The sequence below is a fragment of the Streptomyces sp. CG4 genome (assembly GCF_041080655.1).
Lineage (GTDB): Bacteria > Actinomycetota > Actinomycetes > Streptomycetales > Streptomycetaceae > Streptomyces.
Window position 1 is genome coordinate 2,050,404 of record NZ_CP163525.1, and the last position, 17,072, is coordinate 2,067,475.

The following is a 17,072-nucleotide window of genomic DNA, read 5'->3' on the forward strand; positions in this document are numbered from 1 at the left end:
TCCTAGTTGAGGTACTGACAGGTGGAGCGCGGGGTGAAGACGCCGTGGCCGGCGTGCCCGGTGTACTCCCGCTGGTCGATGATCACCTCGCCGCGCGAGAGGACGGTCTCGACACGGCCGGTGGTGCGTTTGCCCTCGTACGCCGAGTAGTCGACGTTCATGTGGTGTGTCCCTGCGGACATGACCTGCTCGGCGTGCGGGTCGTAGACGACGATGTCGGCGTCGGCGCCCGGCGCGATGGTGCCCTTCTTCGGGTACAGGCCGAACATGCGGGCCGGGGTGGCGCAGGCGATCTCGATCCAGCGGCGGCGGGAGAGGTGCCCGTCGAGGACGGCCTGGTGCAGCAGGTCCATGCGGTTCTCCACGCCCGGCAGGCCGTTGGGGATCTTGGAGAAGTCGCCGCGGCCCAGTTCCTTCTGGCCCGCGAAGCAGAACGGGCAGTGGTCGGTGGAGACCACCTGCAGGTCGTTCGTCCTGAGGCCCTGCCACAGCTTGGCCTGGTGTTCGCGCGGCCGCAGCGGGGTGCTGCACACGTACTTCGCGCCCTCGAAGTCCGGCTCGGCGAGGTTGTCGGTGGACAGGAACAGATACTGCGGGCAGGTCTCGCCGAAGACGGGGAGCCCCTCGTCCCGCGCCCGCGCCAGCTCGGCCACCGCTTCCATGGCCGAGACGTGGACGACGTACAGCGGGGCGCCCGCGACCTGGGCGAGCCGGATGGCGCGGTGGGTGGCCTCGGCCTCCAGCAGGGCCTTGCGGACCTCTCCGTGGTAGCGCGGGTCGGTCTCGCCCCGGGCGAGCGCCTGCTCGACCAGGACGTCGATGGCGATGCCGTTCTCGGCGTGCATCATGATCAGCCCGCCGTTCTCGGCGGAGCGCTGCATGGCGCGGAGGATCTGCCCGTCGTCCGAGTAGAAGACACCCGGATATGCCATGAACTGCTTGAACGACGTTACGCCCTCTTCGATCAGGAGGTCCATCTCCTTGAGCGTCTCCTGGTTCACATCGGAGACGATCATGTGGAAGGCGTAGTCGATCGCGCAGTTCCCCTCGGCCTTGGCGTGCCAGGTGTCGAGGCCCTCGCGCAGGGTGTGGCCGACGCTCTGCACGGCGAAGTCGACGATCGTCGTCGTACCGCCCCAGGCGGCGGCGCGGGTGCCGGTCTCGAAGGTGTCGGAGGCGAAGGTGCCGCCGAACGGCAGCTCCATATGGGTGTGCGCGTCGACGCCGCCCGGGATGACGTACTTCCCGGTGGCGTCGATGACCTTCTCCGCAGTGAACGCCCCGGCGGCGGGCGTCCCGGAAGCGGCGAGGGCGGCGACGCGGCCGTCCTCGATCAGGACGTCGGCATGGATCTCGTCCGACGCGGTGATGACGAGACCACCCCGGATGACGGTACGGCTGCTCATGCTGCTCCCTCGGTCAACTCGGCTGCGGTCAGGGCGCGGTCAGCGGTGTGTACGCCCCCGGCGCCCGGTCCCGGTAGAACTGCCAGCGGTCGCGGACCTCCCTCAGCTTGGCCAAGTCCAGGTCGCGGACCACCAGTTCGGTCTCCTTGTCGCTGGCGACCTCGCCGACGAACTGTGCCTCGGGGTCCACGAAGTAGGTCGTGCCGTAGAAGTCGTTGTCGCCCAGGTCCTCCACGCCGACCCGGTTGATCGCACCGACGAAGTACTCGTTGGCGACGGCCGCCGCCGGCTGCTCCAGCTGCCACAGATAGCGGGACAGGCCGCGCGAGGTGGCCGAGGGGTTGAAGACGATCTCGGCTCCGGCGAGGCCCAGCGCCCGCCAGCCCTCCGGGAAGTGGCGGTCGTAGCAGATGTAGACGCCGATCCTGCCTACGGCCGTCTCGAAGACGGGCCAGCCGCTGTTCCCCGGGCGGAAGTAGAACTTCTCCCAGAATCCCTGGACTTGGGGGATGTGGGTCTTGCGGTACTTGCCGAGGTAGGAGCCGTCCGCGTCGATCACGGCTGCGGTGTTGTACAGGACGCCCGGCTGCTCCTCCTCGTACATCGGCAGGACCAGGACGATGCCCAGTTCGCGGGCGAGGGACTGGAAGCGCCGGACGGTCGGGCCGTCGGGGATCCGTTCGGCGTACTCGTAGAAGGCCTTGTCCTGCACCTGGCAGAAGTAGGGGCCGTAGAACAGCTCCTGGAAGCACAGGACTTGGGCGCCCTGCGCGGCCGCGTCGCGGGCCGCCTGCTCGTGGACCTGGATCATGGATTCCTTGTCGCCGGTCCACGCGGTCTGGAACAGGGCGGCACGGATCACTCGGCTCATCGGGACCTCCGGTAGCTCGGTGTTCCGTGAGCCTAGGAAGCCGGGAAACGCCGTTTGAGTGGCAGCGTGTCACGTCTGCACACGTGCTGCGTGCCACCGTGTCACGCGTTCGCGATCCCATGTTTCACCGCCGTTTTCCCAGGTCGACGCATGTTTCACCCCTGTTGCGCATCGTGCGCGAGGAGCGCGATGTGGACGGAGGCCGCCTGTTCGAAGTCGTCCAGGTCGACGCCGAGGCGGGCCTGTATGGCCTCCAGGCGGCGATAGAGGGCGGGCCGGGAGACATGGTGGAGCTGGGCGGTGCGGGACTTGTTGCGGCCGGTCGCGAGATAGGTGCGCAGGACGTTCAGCAGCTCCGGTTCGGCGGCGCACAGCAGCCCGTCGAGCTCCCGCTCCGCGAAGGCCTGCACATGCGGGTCGTCGCGCAGCAGCCGGATCAGCCCGCGCAGATGGACGTCCTTCAGGCGGACGACGACCGGTAGGTCGAGGACGGCCGAGGAGTCGGTGACGGCGTCCGCGACATGCCGGGCCTCGCGCAGTCCGGCGGGCACGTCGTCCCAGGCGGTACGGGGATCGGCGGCGGCGACCACGGCCGGTGACCCGGCCCGCAGCCGGGCCGCGAAGTGCGCGGTGAGGGCCTCGGCGTCCTGGTCACGGGCGAGGCTGAGCAGCACGGCGGCGCCGTCGGCGAATTCGGCGACCAGCCCGGACATCCCCAACAGGCGCAGCACCCGGTCGAGTTCCTCAGCGGTGCGGTCGAGGACGACGAGCGGGACGAAGGTACGCCGGTTGACCGGCAGCCCGGCCGCGCGCGCCCGGGGCAGCAGCTGCCGGGCCGGTACGACACCGGAGACCAGGTCGGTGAGCAGGCTCTGCGCGGACTCCTCCTCCCAGGAGTGCCCGGGGCCGCCGCCGAGCATGCGGTGCAGGACCAGCGCCTCGGCGGCCCGGTCGGCGAGCAGCCGCCCCGTGGCCGTATCGCCCCGGTAGCCGCACAGCAGCAGCCGGCCCCAGCGTTCCCCGCGGCCGCCGAGTTCGGCGCTGATCCAGCCGCCGGCCGCGCCCGCGCCGGCCTGCCGGGCGATCCGCTCCCAGTCGCGCAGCACGTCGTCCACGGCGGACCGCTCCCCCGCCGTGGCGAGGACGCGGTGGGCGAGGTTGGTGAGCACGACCGGGCAGCCGCTGTGCACGGCGACCTCGTCGAGGAGCCGTGGGAGGGGGGCGCCGGCCGTGATCAGCCCGGTGAGGGCGCTGCGCACCGCCTCCGAAAGGCTGACGGCGGCGAACTTCCGCCGCACCAGCCGGGATTGGACCTCCTCGGTCAGCTCGGCGAAGGGGAAGGGGCGGTGCAGCACCACCATGGGCAGCCCGCAGCGGTCGGCCGCGCGGCGCATCGCCTCCGGGGGTGCGGGAAAGGCACGGCCGAGCCCGAGGACCACGGCGGCGGCCTCGGCCCGGTGCAGCGACTGGATGTACTCGGCCTGCTTGGCCTCGTCCCCGGCGAGGAGCACGCCGGTGGTGAGGACCATCTCGCCGCCGCTGAGCATCACCCCGACATCGGCGGCCTCGGCGACATGCACCCAGCGCACCGGCCGGTCCAACTGGCCGGCACCGGCCACCACCTCGGGCTCCCCGGCCTGCACCCGCTCCAGGGTGAGCACCTGGCGGACGGAGAGGGCGGGTTCCCAGCCGTACCGGGTCTCCGAGGTGGTGGTCATGGCCGTGCACCTGTTTCTCTAGTACGCGCTCCGCAGCGCCTGTTCGAGGATCGCCGCGCCCTCTTCCGCCTCCGCGACGGTGAGCGACAGCGGCGGGGCGATGCGCAGGACGCTGGTGTTGTGGCCGCCGCCCTTGCCGATCAGCAGGCCGCCCGCGCGGGCCGCCTCCAGGACGGCGGAGGCCGCCTGCGGATCGGCCTCGTCGGTCCCCGGTTCGACCAGTTCGATGCCGATCATCAGCCCGCGCCCGCGCACCTCCCGTACGCCGGGCAGCTGGGCGGCGACGGCCCGCAGCCGCTCGATGAGCAGGCCGCCGACCCGGCGGGCGTTGCCCTGCAGGTCGTGCTCCAGCAGGTAGTTGAGGTTGGCGAGACCGGCGGCCATGGTCAGCTGGGTGCCGCCGAACGTCGAAATGCTGTTGGCGTCCAGGCAGTTCATGATCTCGGCGCGGGCGATCACCCCGCCGATCGAGGAGCCGTTGCCGATGCCCTTGGCGAAGGTGACGAGGTCCGGCGGGCCGCTGCGGGCGTGCGCCTGCCAGCCCCAGAAATGGTCGCCGGTACGGCCCCAGCCGGTCTGCACCTCGTCGGCGATCCACAGGATGCCGTGCTCGCTCAGCACGTCACGGAAGGCGGCGTAGAGCCCGTCGGGCGGGGAGGTGAAGCCGCCGACGCCCTGGACGGGTTCGGCGATCAGCGCGGCGGGCGGGCGGGTGTGCCCGAGGATGTCCTTCAGATCGGCGACGCACGCATCGATGAAGGCTCGGTCGTCCAGCTCGGCGAACGGGCCACGGGTGCGCACACCGCCGTGCACGTACAAGGTCTGCAGCGGGGACAGCGAGGTCGGCGACCAGCTGCGGTTGCCGGTGATGCCGACGGTGCTGAAGGAGCGGCCGTGATAGCTGTTGCGCATGGCCAGGACGGTGTTGCTGCGCCGGTGGGCGGTGGCGAGCAGCAGCGCGGTGTCATTGGCCTCGGTGCCGGAGGTGGTGAAGAAGACCCGGGCGTCCGGGATGCCGCTCACCTGGGCGATGCGCTCGGCGAGTTCGACCATCGGCCGGTTGAGATACAGCGTGGACGAGTGGATGATCCGCCCGGCCTGCTCGCCGACCGCCTTGGCCACCTCGGGCAGCGCGTGGGCGGTCATCGTGGTGAGGATGCCGCCGAAGAAGTCCAGGTACTTGTTGCCGGCGGAGTCCCAGACATGGCGGCCCTCGCCGTGGGTGATCTCGATCGGCTCGTCGTAGTAGAGGGCGAGCCAGTCGGGCAGCACCTGGCGGTGGCGGGAGTAGAGGTCGTTCACGGCTGCACCAGCCCTTCGTAGGCGTCGGGGCGGCGGTCGCGGTAGAAGGCCCACTGCTGCCGCACCTGCTCGATCAGGTCGAGATCGAGGTCACGGACGAGGAGCTCCTCGGACTTGTCGCTCGCGACCTCGCCGACGAACTGCCCACGCGGATCGACGAAGTAACTGGTCCCGTAGAAGTCGTTGTCGCCGTACTCCTCCTGCCCCACCCGGTTGATGGCGGCGATGAAGTACTCGTTGGCGACGGCGGCAGCGGGCTGTTCCAGCTGCCACAGATGGGCGGACAGCCCGCGGTGCGTGGCCGACGGGTTGTAGACCAACTGGGCGCCGTTGAGCCCGAGTTGCCGCCAGCCCTCGGGGAAGTGCCGGTCGTAGCAGATGTAGACGCCGACCTTGCCCACCGCCGTGTCGAAGACGGGCCAGCCCAGATTTCCGGGCTTGAAGTAGTACTTCTCCCAGAAGCCCTTGACCTGCGGGATGTGGTGCTTGCGGTACTTGCCGAGGTAGGTCCCGTCGGCGTCGATCACGGCGGCGGTGTTGTAGTAGAAGCCGGACTGCTCGACCTCGAAGACGGGCACGACGACGACCATGCCGGTCTCACGGGCGAGGTCCCGCATCCGCCGCACCGTCGGCCCGTCGGGCACGGGCTCGGCCCAGCGGTAGTGCTCGGGCTCCTGGACCTGGCAGAAGTAGGGCGAGTTGAAGACTTCCTGGAATCCGATGACCTGCGCACCCTGCCGGGCCGCCGCACGGGCGTGCTCCTCGTGCTTCGCCACCATGGACTCGGTGTCGCCGGTCCAGGTGGCCTGGACCAGTGCGGCTCGTACGACGTTGGCCATGAGCTGCTCCTTCGACGGGACCGTCAAAGCCTCTACGCCCGTAGAGCAGGCGGTAGAGGGACGAACGTAAGCCTCCGGGAGGCCCTTGCCAAGACCATCGTCGTCAACCCGCGGAGTCGATCACGTGGCGCACCTCCGTGGGCGAGCGAAGGGACCGCTCGAAGGGGTGAACCGGAGCATACCGGGACGATGTCACGGCCTCCGCTCACGTCGCGTGTCCGGCCACCCGCAGCGCGTGCACGAGATCCCAGTACCGCTCGTCGGAGACGGCCTGGGCGGCCCGGAGCAGCGGCGGCACGAGCCGACGCGGATCGGCTACGACGCTCCGGGCGGCCTCTTCCGCCGTACGCACCCGGACACAGGCATCCAGCAGCGCCCCGGCCTCCCGCCCCCGTCCCTCCTCCTCCAGCCGCAGCACGGCCGCGCCGATCTGCTCGGCCGGGCGGGCCACGCCCTGACGCAGCAACTGCGCCCCATCGGTGTCCCGGCCGGCGGCGGCGAGCGCGTCGGCCACACCGACCAGCCGCTCGGCGGACAGCGAGGCGGCCTCCCACAACAACGTCGCCCAGTCGGCTCCGAGCCCGGCGCGGTGCAGCGCGTCCGCGAGCAACGGGAACCGGCCGGGCGCCCACTGCGCGACCTCGACCAACAGCACATGCGCCTCGCCGCTGCGCCCCTCCCTCCGCAACCACGCCAGCCGCTCCACGACGCCGGCCACCGCGGCCCCCGCCTCGACGTCGACGACCTCGACCGGCACCGCCACGGGCTCAGCCGACTGCGCTCCCCCGGCGAACCGGGCCCCACGCGGCGTCACCTCGGCCACGACCGGCGCAGGCCCCTGAGCCGGCGCAACGCCGGCACCCTCCGTGTCCTCCGCCATCCCTGCGAACCGTGCACTACCCCGCCGCCGCTTACGGGGCTTGGCGCCGGCGGAGGACACCGCCACCGCCTCGGCATCACCGACTCCGGGCGCCGGGGAGGGCGACGCGGGTGCCTGGGAAGCGGCGTGCGCGGAGGGCGAAGCGACTGCCTGGGAAGCGGCGCGTGGGGAGGGCGACGCGGCTTGGGAGGCGACTGCCGGGACGGATGACTCGACGTGGGGGGCGGCCGCCCGGGTGGACGGGTCCGCGTGGGGAGCCGCCGCCGGGGTGGACGGCTCGGCGTGGGGAGCTGCCGCCGGGACGGACGGCTCGGCGTGGGGGGCGACCGCTGGAACGGACGACTGGGCATGGGTTGCGACGGCAGGGACGGGACGGTGAGGGGACGGGGCGGCCTGCGGGGCCGACCTGGCGCCGGGGGCGGGGAGCGGGCCGGCGGGGACGCCTGCGGCGGGCCACGATTGCGGACCAGCTTCCGGGGGGACGGCGGACTCGGCGCGCGGGGCCGACACGGCATCGGAGGCGGGGGCGTGCAGCGTACGGGAGGAGACACCTCCAGCGGGCCACGATTCCGGACCAGCCCCCGGGCGGACGGCGGACTCTACGTGCGGGACCGACCTGGCATCGGAAGCAGGGGCATGGGGCGTGTGGGAGGAGACACCTCCAGCAGGCCACGATTCCGGACCAGCCCCCGGGCGGGCGGCGGACTCGGCGCTCGGGGAGGCGTGGCCGGAGGCGGGCGAGCCCGGCCGTTGGGCGCGATCGTGGTCGGCGCCCTGGAAGCGCGACGACACCCCGGCGGATGTTCCCCATTCCGCCTCACGGCCATCGCCATCGGCACCCCCGAAACGCGAACGCGCCCCGCCGGACGCCTCCGATCCCCCCACGCCGCCCTCACCACTGGCGCCACCGAAACGCGCACGCACCCCTCCGGACGCCCCCCATTCCCCCGCGCCGCCGGCACCGCCATCGGCACCCTCGAAGCGCGCCGGCGCCCCGGCAGTCACCCCCCGTCCCGCCGCCCCCGCTTCCCCGTCCTCGCCCCACACCGACCCCGACCCGCCCGCGCGCCGCACGCCGAGCACGTTGCCCACTTCCCGTCGGTCCAGTTCCGTCAAGCGAGCGCGGAGTTCCGCGCACCTCGCGGTGGCGCGGGTGTGGTCGTCCCGGGCCCAGGCCAGGTCGAGGCGGAGGGACTCGGTGTCTTCAGGGGAGGCCGGTGTGGAGAGTCGGCGGGTGAGTTCGGCCTGGCGTTCGGCGGCGTAGCGCTGTTCGCGCAGCATCACGTCGAGGCGGTCGGCCAGGGTGTCCCGCGCGCCGGGGCGGGCGTCGTACGCGGTGAGGGCGGCCTGGTGCAGGGCGCGGGCCCGTTCCCGCTCGGCCGTGGCGGCCGCCGGGCCGTACACTCCCGCGAAATCCTCCAGCAGTGCCTCCATCACATCCCACGGCGGCACCTCGCGCCCGTCCAGGCAGGCCCGCATACCGTCGGGGTCGCGCTGCCAGAAGACCCCGCTCCAGCCGCCGCCCTGATCCAGGCGCGCCAGCAGCCCCTCCAGATAGCCCACGAACTCCCGCACCCCACGAGGGAGTTGGTCCACCGCCATCGCTCAGCTCCCGCCCGGCCGCCGGCACTTTCACCGGCCACGCAACACCAGTCGTGTTACGGCCTTGCTACACAGAGTTTTCCGGCGGGGCGCGGACAGCTCAGTCCGGGGTCACGGCCGCTGCGCGGACCCGGCGTCTCACACGGGCACGAGCGCACACCGGGTGATCAACTCGTCCATCGACAGCCCGAGGACCCTGGCCAGCGCGGCCACGGTGAAGAACGCGGGGGTCGGCGCCCGGCCCGTCTCGATCTTGCGGAGCGTCTCGGCGGACACGCCCGCCTGCGCGGCGACCTCGGCCATGCTCCGGCCACCGCGCGCCTCGCGCAGCAACTGCCCGAGCCGCTCGCCGCGTTCACGCTCTTCAGGGGTGAGGGGGGTGCGTACCATGCCACCCATTCTAATACCGGCCCCCGTCGCGCACCCCATTTAAATACCGGTATAGTAATTGGCATGGTGGAACTGAAGACGGACACATCGATCGACGCTATGCACGCGGCGGGCCAGGTCGTCGCGCGGGCTCTGACGGCCGCACGACAGGCCGCGGACGTCGGCGTCTCGCTGCTGGAGCTGGACGAGGTGGCCCGGGAGGTGCTGCGCGAGGCCGGGGCGACCTCCCCCTTCCTCGGCTACCGCCCCTCCTTCGCGCCAACCCCCTTCCCCGCGGTGATCTGCGCCTCCGTGAACGACGCGATCGTGCACGGCATCCCCACCCGGTACCGGCTCCGCGACGGCGACCTGCTCTCCGTCGACTGCGGTGCCGAGCTGGACGGCTGGGTCGGCGACTCGGCGCTCAGCTTCACGGTGGGCCGCCCGCGCCCGGCCGACCAGCGCCTGATCGAGACGGCCGAGCGGGCCCTGGCGGCCGGCATCGAGGCGGCCGTCGTAGGCAACCGCATCGGCGACATCGCCCACGCCGTCGGCCGGGTCTGCCGTACGGCCGGCTACGGCATCCCCCACGGCTTCGGCGGCCACGGCATCGGCCGCCGTATGCACGAGGACCCCGAGGTTCCCAACGAGGGCCGCCCCGGCCGGGGGCTTCCCCTCCGTCCCGGCATGGTCCTCGCCATCGAGCCCATGGTGATCGCGAGTGGCAAGGACATCTACTGCACGGCGTCCGACGGCTGGACCCTCCGCACGACGGACGGCTCCCGCGCGGCCCACGCGGAACACACAGTGGCGATCACCGAGACCGGTCCAAGGGTGCTGACCGAGCGGCGTTAGAGGCAGCCGGCCCAGGGGCGCCGGGCTGTATCGACATGCGGCTCCGCCGCGTGGGCGCGAGCAACCACGGATGCCCGGCGGCCTGCCCGGCCGCCGCGGACGGGCAGCGGGCCCCTCCCCCGTGGGCGAACATGCCCACCCCAACGGATCGTGTCATCGTGGGCATGAAAGCCAACGAAGGGACGGAACGCCATGACCAACGGCTACCCTCCCGACGCCTTCGGTGAATTCCTGGCCCGCTTCTTCAGCGGAGCTGCCGGCGGAACCGGCGGAGCCCCCGCGCCCCGCCACATCGACATCGGCCGACTGCTCAGCCAGCCGGCCCGGGAGCTGGTCAGAGGGGCCGCCCAGTACGCCGCCGAGCACGGCAGCCGGAACCTCGACACCCAGCACCTGCTGCGTGCCGCCGTGGCGGCCGAGCCCACCCGGAGCCTGCTGAGCCGGGCCGGCGCGGATCCGGACTCGCTCGCGACGGAGATCGACGACCGGGCCGGCCCGGTCCAGCACCCGCCCGGCGAGGCGCCGCCGCCGACCTCGCTGTCGCTCACCCCGGCCGTCAAGCGCGCCCTGCTGGACGCGCACGACCTGGCGCGGACGAGCGGCGCCGGGTACATCGGCCCGGAGCATGTGCTGAGCGCGCTGGCCGCCAACCCGGACTCGGCGGCCGGCCACATCCTGCACGCGGCCCGGTTCTCGGGCGGCGCCCTGCCGTCCGAGGCCCCGGAGGGCACCACGGTCCCGGTCCGCGTGGAGCGGCAGCGCGCCACCGGCACGCCCACCCTGGACAAGTACGGCCGCGATCTGACCGAGCTGGCCCGGCAGGGCCGGATCGACCCGGTCATCGGCCGGGACACCGAGATCGAGCAGACCATCGAGGTGCTGTCCCGGCGCGGTAAGAACAATCCCGTCCTCATCGGGGACGCGGGGGTCGGCAAGACGGCCATCGTCGAGGGCCTCGCCGAGCGCATCGCGGACGGGGAGGTCCCGGACAACCTGGCGGACCGCCGGGTCGTCGCCCTGGACCTGACCGGTGTCGTCGCCGGCACCCGCTACCGGGGCGACTTCGAGGAGCGCCTGAACACCATCGTGGAGGAGATCCGCGCCCACTCCGACCGGCTGATCGTGTTCATCGACGAACTGCACACCGTCGTCGGCGCGGGCTCCGGCGGCGAGGGCGGTGCGATGGACGCCGCCAACATCCTCAAGCCCGCCCTCGCCCGGGGCGAGCTGCACATCGTGGGCGCGACCACGCTGGAGGAGTTCCGCCGGATCGAGAAGGACGCGGCGCTGGCCCGCCGGTTCCAGCCGATCCTGGTGCCCGAGCCGACGGTCGAGGACACCGTCGAGATCCTGCGCGGGCTGCGCGACCGCTACGAGGCCCACCACCAGGTCCGCTACACCGACGAGGCGCTCGTCGCGGCCGTGGAGCTGTCCGACCGCTATCTCACCGACCGGCGGCTGCCGGACAAGGCGATCGACCTGATCGACCAGGCGGGCGCCCGGGTACGGCTCGGCGCGCGGACCAAGGGCACGGACGTACGCACGATGGAGCGCGAGGTCGAGCAACTGGTCCGGGACAAGGACCAGGCGGTCGCGGCCGAGGACTACGACAAGGCCAAGGAGCTGCGCGACCGGATCGGCGAGCTGAAGCAGCGGATCGCCGAGGTGAGCGGCGGCGACCGGGCCGACGAGGGGCTGGACCTGGAGGTGACCGGGGAGGCCGTCGCCGAGGTGGTGTCCCGGCAGACCGGCATCCCGGTCAGCCGGCTCACCCAGGAGGAGAAGGAACGGCTGCTCGATCTGGAGAACCATCTGCACCAGCGGGTGGTCGGCCAGGAGGAGGCCGTAGCCGTGGTCTCCGAGGCCGTGCTGCGCTCCCGCGCGGGACTCGCGAGCCCGAACCGGCCGATCGGCAGCTTCCTCTTCCTCGGTCCGACCGGTGTCGGCAAGACCGAGCTGGCCCGGGCGCTCGCCGAGGCGCTGTTCAGCAGCGAGGACCGCATGGTCCGCCTGGACATGAGCGAGTACCAGGAGCGGCACACCGTCTCCCGGCTGGTCGGCGCCCCGCCCGGATACGTCGGCCACGAGGAGGCGGGCCAGCTCACCGAGGTGGTCCGCCGGCACCCGTACTCACTGCTGCTGCTCGACGAGGTGGAGAAGGCGCACCCGGACGTCTTCAACATCCTGCTGCAGGTCCTGGACGACGGCCGGCTGACCGACGCGCAGGGCCGCACGGTGGACTTCACCCACACGGTCATCGTGATGACCAGCAACCTCGGCTCGGAGGCGATCACCCGGCGCGGTGCCGGGATCGGGTTCGGGCCGGGTGGTGCGGAGGCGGACGAGGAGGCGCGCCGCGAGCAGATCCTGCGGCCGCTGCGCGAGCACTTCCGGCCGGAGTTCCTCAACCGCATCGACGAGATCGTGGTCTTCCGGCAGCTGACCGGCGAGCAACTGCGGCAGATCACCGGCCTCTTGCTGGCGGGCACCCGGCGGCTGCTGGACGGACAGGGCGTCGCGGTGGGGTTCACGGACGCGGCCGTCGACTGGCTGGCCGAGCGCGGCTATCAGCCGGAGTACGGCGCCCGGCCGCTGCGCCGCACCATTCAGCGGGAGGTGGACAACCAGCTGTCCAGGCGCCTGCTGGACGGCACGATCGCCGAGGGCGACCGGGTGACGGTGGACGTCCGCGACGGACGGCTGGACTTCCGCACGGATGCTCACGCGAACACCGATACTCCCGAAAAGGAAACCCAGCCGCCCGCAGCGGAGTTGTGAGATCTACGGCGCTGGGCTAGGGCTCCGGGTCCACCACCATGGCCGAGCCGCCCCCGCGCCGTACCTTCTCGGCCGCGGCCAGCCACTCGCCGCCCGGCAGCCGTTGCACGCCGGTCGCCGCGCCGATCTCGGGGTTGAGCGAGAAGGAGTGCCCGATGGCTTCCAGTTGTTTCTTCAAGTCGCTGTTGTAGAGGGCGGGTTCGAGTTCGGTCTTGGCGGCGTTCCGCTGGCTCGCGCGCGGTGCCGCGATGGCGTCGACCAGTGGCAGACGCCGGTCCAGGAACTCGGTGAGGGTCTGCAGCACGGTGGTGATGATGGTCGCGCCGCCGGGCGAACCGAGCGCCACGACCGGGCGGTTGTGCCGGTCCAGCACGATGCTCGGGGAGATCGACGAGCGGGGCCGCTTGCCCGGGCCGGGCAGGTTCGGGTCGGGCACGGCCGGGTTGGCGGGCGCGAAGGAGAAGTCGGTCAGCTCATTGTTGAGCAGGAAGCCCCGGCCGGGCACGGTGATGGCGCTGCCGCCGGTCTGCTCGATGGTGAGGGTGTAGGAGACGACGTTGCCCCACTTGTCGGCCACGGTCAGATGCGTGGTGTTGTCGCCCTCGTACGTGGTCGGGGCCGCCGTACCGCCCTGGCCGCAGGGCGCCGGGTGGCGCGGGTCGCCGGGGGCGAGCGGGCTGGTGAGGACCGCGTCGTCCTTGATCAGACAGGCACGCGAGTCGGCGTACCGCTGCGACAGCAGCTGCCGGGTCGGTACGTCCTCGAAGGAGGGGTCACCGACCCAGCGCCCGCGGTCGGCGAAGGCGATCCGGCCGGCCTCGATGAAATGGTGCAGGTACTGCGCCTCGCTCGCCTTCGAGAGGTCGGTCTTCTCCAGGATGTTGAGCGCCTCGCCGACCGTGGTGCCGCCGGAGGAGGAGGGCGCGATGGAGTACACGTTCAGGCCGCGGTACGACGTCCGGGTGGGCGCCTGGAACTTGGCCCCGTAGACGGCGAGATCCTTCTCGGCCAGCTTGCCGGGGCGGGCCTTCCAGCCGGACGCCGGGTTCACGGGCGGGTCCTCGACCGTCTTGACGATGTCGTCACCGATGTCCCCGCGGTAGACGGCGCCGGTGCCTTCACGACCCAACTCCTCGTACGTATGGGCCAGTTCGGGGTTCCTGAAGGTGGATCCGACGACGGGCAGCCGCCCGTCGGGCAGGAACAGCTTCGCGGTGTCCGGGAAGTAGCGGAAGCGGGTCTCGTTGGCCGCGGTCTGGGAGCGGAAGGTGTCGTCCACGGTGAAGCCGTCGCGGGCGATCCGCTCGGCGGGTTCGAGGACCGTGCCGAGCCGCCGGCTGCCCCATGCGTCCAGCGCGGTCTGCCAGGTGGCGGGCGTGCCCGGGGTGCCCACGCTCAGGCCGCTGCTGACGGCGTCGGCGAAGGCCAGCGGCTTGCCGTTCTCCAGGAACAGGTCGGAGCCGGCGCTGAGCGGCGCGGTCTCGCGCCCGTCGATGGTGTGCACCGTGCGGGACTTGGCGTCGTAGTAGACGAAGTAGCCGCCTCCGCCGATGCCGGAGGAGTAGGGCTCGGTGACGCCGAGCGCGGCGGCGGTGGCGACGGCCGCGTCGACCGCGTTGCCGCCGCGTCTGAGGACCTCGATGCCGGCGGCGGTGGCGTCGGCGTCGACGCTGGCGACCGCGCCGCCGTAGCCCACCGCCACGGGAACCTTGATGACCGTCTTGCTCGTTGTAGCGGCGGGTGGCGCCGCCGCCCCCACCGACACCAGGGCGGCCGAGACCGCCAGAACCGCCAGTTTCCGCGTGCCAGGACGATCCATCCGAGCCTCCCGTCGGGACAGTCCGCGCAGCGTAACCAGAGCATCGCCATACCGACAGTACGCCTCGGTGCCCTGCCACACGAACGTCACACGTCGAACACCGGTGCGTAGCCGTCGCCCGGGCCCGCTACCATGCGCGGCCATGAACGACGACGTGCGCAATATCGTCCTGGGCCTGGTGGCGACCGCCATATCGGCCTCGCTGGGCTGGCTCGCCCGTACGTATCTGTGGCGCCGCAAGCTGCGGCGCAAGCAGGCGTTCTTCGGGATGCCGGACAACTCCGAGTCGCTGCTCGTGGTGAACCGCAACGCGGGCGGGCCGGACCTGTCGGTGATGCGTTACGACGTGTTCGCCCTGCTGGAGCTCGCCGCTCTGATCAAGGACTGTCGCGCGCACGCCCAGGTCGTGGCGCACGACGCCACCCAGCAGGGCTTCGGCGAGCGGACCGAGTTCTGCGTCGGCGGGCCCTACTCGAACCGCCGGACGGCGGCTCATCTCTCCTCGCTGTTGCCGGGGGTGTGGATGAACGTGGAGACCGACGCCGGCGCGGACACGGGCGCCTTCCGGATCGGCGGGGAGCACTACCGCATGGAGGGCGGCCGGAGCGAGTACGTCCTGCTCGCCCGGCTCGGCGCGGACGGGCACGGCGCCGGCCGCCCGGTGTTCCTCTTCTGCGGCCAGCGTGCCATCACCAACCAGGCCGCCACCCGCTATCTCGCCCGCCACCACGAGCGGCTGCACCGCAAGTACGGCACGGGTTCCTTCGTCCTGCTGCTGAAGGTGGTCAACTCGCAGGCGTACGGCCCGGATGTGGTCGAGCTGGTGGCGGACGTGACGCGGGCGGCACGAACGCCGCTTCCGGAGGCAGGCGCCGCCGACACGGCCGCTTAGCCGTTCAACAATCTTTACCGGTACGTAACTTACCGACGGGTTACTTGCGGTAAGGGCTCAAGGTTACCGTCGGGTCACTTTGCACTGTTGACGAGTGAAGGAGTGACCCATGATTCAAGAGGGCGGCGCGAAGCGCCATCGAATAGGGCGGTGGCGGGCGACGGGCGGGCATGGTCGCGCCACTCTGCGCACCGCAGCCGCCGGAGCCGTCTCGGCGGCACTGATCGCCGGAACCGTCGTCGGCACGGCGCCCACCGCCCAAGCCGCCGCCCCGTCCGTCCGCTTCATCGACATCACCGGCGACGGCGGCACCGTACTGAAGGCGAACGTCGTCACGCCCGCCGGCACGGACGGCTCGCACCGCTATCCGCTCATCGTGCTGCCCACGAGCTGGAGCCTGCCCCAAGTCGAGTACCTCGCCCAGGCCCAGAAGCTCGCCGACGCCGGCTATGTGGTGCTCACCTACAACGTGCGCGGGTTCTGGCAGTCCGGCGGCCAGATAGAAGTGGCCGGTCCGCCGGACATAGCGGACGCCTCCAAGGTCATCGACTGGGCTCTCGCACACACTCCGGCCGATCCCGCGCACGTCGGCATGGCGGGGGTGTCGTACGGCGCCGGGATCAGCCTCCTCGCCGCCGCGCACGACAAGCGCATCAAGGCGGTGGCGGCACTCAGCGGCTGGGCGGACCTGGTCGCCTCGATCTACTCGGGCCGCACCCAGCACGTCCAGGCGCTCGGTGTGCTGGACGGTGCGGCCACCCTCACCGGCCGCGAGAGCCCGGAACTGCGGGAGATCTTCGACAACCTGTACTCGTCGAACCTGGCCAAGGAACAGGAGATGATCGACTGGGGGCAGAAACGTTCCGCCGCGACCTATGTCGACCAGCTGAACAAGAATGGCGCGGCCGTCATGCTCGCCAACGCCTGGGGCGACACCATCTTCCCGGCGAACCAGTACGCCGACTTCTACCAGAAGCTCAAGGTGCCCAAGCGCCTCGAACTGCGTCCCGGCGACCACGCGACCGCCGAGCTGACCGGACTGTTCGGGCTGCCCAACGACGTCTGGACGGACACCGAGCGCTGGTTCGACCACTATCTGAAGAGCGCCGACAACGGCATCGACCGCGAGCAGCCGGTCCAGCTGAAGTCCCGTAGCGCGGGGGGATACGAGGGCTACCCGGACTGGAAGTCGATCGCCGCGACCCGCCGGAAGATCGCGCTCGCGGACTCCACCACCATCCACGCCAACGTCGACTCGGGCGCGGACGGCGGCATCGTGTTCCTCTCCAGCATCCTGGACCAGGTGGCCCAGCTGCCGCCCATGGCCGCCATCCCGCTGCTGCCGCGCCGCTGGGCGGCCGTGTGGCAGTCGGAGCGCTACGGCACCGCCCAGCAGGTACGCGGCACGGCCGCCCTGCACACCACGCTCACCCCGACCGCCGAGAGCGGCACCCTCGTCGCCTATCTCTACGACGTCGGTCCGCTCGGCCTCGGCAAACTGGTCACGCACGCCCCGTACACCTGGCACGGGCGGACGCCCGGCGAGCCGTTCGACGTCGACCTGGACCTGTTCTCCACGGCCTACGACGTTCCCGCCGGGCACCGCCTCGCGGTCGTGGTCGACACGGTCGACCCGCTGTACATCGAGCACAACCCGTCCGGCGCGCAGCTGACCTTCTCCTCGCCCCCGGACGACCCGTCGTACGTGTCCGTCCCCGTGCGCGAGCAGTGATCTCCGGCT

The 17,072-nt window shown here is 71.7% G+C and carries 12 protein-coding genes; 4 read left to right on the top strand and 8 right to left on the bottom strand.

What is annotated here, in order from left to right; translation table 11 throughout:
- Positions 1 to 2: 2 nt before the first annotated feature.
- The 7 genes from hydA to AB5L52_RS09510 all read right to left on the bottom strand — a co-directional run bounded on the left by hydA (position 3) and on the right by AB5L52_RS09510 (position 9,008).
- Positions 3 to 1,406, bottom strand: a complete 1,404-nt coding sequence (hydA, locus tag AB5L52_RS09480) for a dihydropyrimidinase (RefSeq protein WP_351026276.1) — start codon at positions 1,404 to 1,406, stop codon at positions 3 to 5.
- Between the two features lie 28 nt (positions 1,407 to 1,434).
- The gene (locus AB5L52_RS09485) at positions 1,435 to 2,277 is read right to left on the bottom strand and encodes a nitrilase-related carbon-nitrogen hydrolase (RefSeq protein WP_351026275.1); all 843 of its coding nucleotides are present in this window, start codon (positions 2,275 to 2,277) and stop codon (positions 1,435 to 1,437) included.
- Between the two features lie 155 nt (positions 2,278 to 2,432).
- Entirely contained in the window at positions 2,433 to 3,995 is a 1,563-nt protein-coding gene (locus AB5L52_RS09490) for a PucR family transcriptional regulator ligand-binding domain-containing protein (RefSeq protein WP_351026273.1), read from the bottom strand.
- 18 nt (positions 3,996 to 4,013) lie between these two features.
- The gene (locus tag AB5L52_RS09495) at positions 4,014 to 5,297 is read right to left on the bottom strand and encodes an aspartate aminotransferase family protein (RefSeq protein WP_351026272.1); all 1,284 of its coding nucleotides are present in this window, start codon (positions 5,295 to 5,297) and stop codon (positions 4,014 to 4,016) included.
- Positions 5,294 to 6,136: a nitrilase-related carbon-nitrogen hydrolase gene (locus AB5L52_RS09500; protein WP_351026270.1), complete on the bottom strand. Its 843-nt coding sequence runs from the start codon at positions 6,134 to 6,136 to the stop codon at positions 5,294 to 5,296. Before AB5L52_RS09500 ends, AB5L52_RS09495 begins: the two co-directional genes overlap by 4 nt.
- Positions 6,137 to 6,341: 205 nt before the next feature.
- The gene (locus AB5L52_RS09505) at positions 6,342 to 8,618 is read right to left on the bottom strand and encodes a hypothetical protein (RefSeq protein WP_369363348.1); all 2,277 of its coding nucleotides are present in this window, start codon (positions 8,616 to 8,618) and stop codon (positions 6,342 to 6,344) included.
- 138 nt (positions 8,619 to 8,756) lie between these two features.
- A complete protein-coding gene (locus AB5L52_RS09510; RefSeq protein ID WP_369363350.1) occupies positions 8,757 to 9,008 on the bottom strand; it encodes a helix-turn-helix domain-containing protein in 252 nt (83 codons plus the stop codon).
- 63 nt (positions 9,009 to 9,071) lie between these two features.
- Between AB5L52_RS09510 and map the strand changes: the two genes are divergently transcribed.
- Complete coding sequence (gene map, locus AB5L52_RS09515; RefSeq protein ID WP_351026266.1) at positions 9,072 to 9,842, top strand: type I methionyl aminopeptidase; 771 nt, start codon at positions 9,072 to 9,074, stop codon at positions 9,840 to 9,842.
- A gap of 192 nt (positions 9,843 to 10,034) precedes the next feature.
- A complete protein-coding gene (locus AB5L52_RS09520) occupies positions 10,035 to 12,620 on the top strand; it encodes an ATP-dependent Clp protease ATP-binding subunit (RefSeq protein ID WP_351570840.1) in 2,586 nt (861 codons plus the stop codon).
- Positions 12,621 to 12,636: 16 nt separating this feature from the next.
- On the opposite strand, the gene ggt is transcribed toward AB5L52_RS09520, so the two are convergent.
- Positions 12,637 to 14,439: a gamma-glutamyltransferase gene (gene ggt, locus AB5L52_RS09525; RefSeq protein ID WP_369363352.1), complete on the bottom strand. Its 1,803-nt coding sequence runs from the start codon at positions 14,437 to 14,439 to the stop codon at positions 12,637 to 12,639.
- Positions 14,440 to 14,581: 142 nt separating this feature from the next.
- Here ggt and AB5L52_RS09530 point away from each other — a divergent pair, with 142 nt between their 5' ends.
- Both AB5L52_RS09530 and AB5L52_RS09535 read left to right on the top strand, forming a co-directional pair.
- On the top strand, positions 14,582 to 15,331 hold the full coding sequence (locus AB5L52_RS09530; protein ID WP_351570846.1) for a hypothetical protein: 750 nt from the start codon (positions 14,582 to 14,584) through the stop codon (positions 15,329 to 15,331).
- Positions 15,332 to 15,440: 109 nt separating this feature from the next.
- A complete protein-coding gene (locus tag AB5L52_RS09535; protein ID WP_351570849.1) occupies positions 15,441 to 17,063 on the top strand; it encodes a CocE/NonD family hydrolase in 1,623 nt (540 codons plus the stop codon).
- Positions 17,064 to 17,072 lie beyond the last annotated feature (9 nt).

Coding starts and splice junctions, on each gene's coding strand:
- hydA (WP_351026276.1), bottom strand. CDS start 1,406: ATGAGCAGCCGTACCGTCATCCGGGGTGGTCTCGTCATCACCGCGTCG.
- AB5L52_RS09485 (WP_351026275.1), bottom strand. CDS start 2,277: ATGAGCCGAGTGATCCGTGCCGCCCTGTTCCAGACCGCGTGGACCGGC.
- AB5L52_RS09490 (WP_351026273.1), bottom strand. CDS start 3,995: ATGACCACCACCTCGGAGACCCGGTACGGCTGGGAACCCGCCCTCTCC.
- AB5L52_RS09500 (WP_351026270.1), bottom strand. CDS start 6,136: ATGGCCAACGTCGTACGAGCCGCACTGGTCCAGGCCACCTGGACCGGC.
- AB5L52_RS09505 (WP_369363348.1), bottom strand. CDS start 8,618: ATGGCGGTGGACCAACTCCCTCGTGGGGTGCGGGAGTTCGTGGGCTAT.
- AB5L52_RS09510 (WP_369363350.1), bottom strand. CDS start 9,008: ATGGTACGCACCCCCCTCACCCCTGAAGAGCGTGAACGCGGCGAGCGG.
- map (WP_351026266.1), top strand. CDS start 9,072: ATGGTGGAACTGAAGACGGACACATCGATCGACGCTATGCACGCGGCG.
- AB5L52_RS09520 (WP_351570840.1), top strand. CDS start 10,035: ATGACCAACGGCTACCCTCCCGACGCCTTCGGTGAATTCCTGGCCCGC.
- ggt (WP_369363352.1), bottom strand. CDS start 14,439: ATGGATCGTCCTGGCACGCGGAAACTGGCGGTTCTGGCGGTCTCGGCC.
- AB5L52_RS09530 (WP_351570846.1), top strand. CDS start 14,582: ATGAACGACGACGTGCGCAATATCGTCCTGGGCCTGGTGGCGACCGCC.
- AB5L52_RS09535 (WP_351570849.1), top strand. CDS start 15,441: ATGATTCAAGAGGGCGGCGCGAAGCGCCATCGAATAGGGCGGTGGCGG.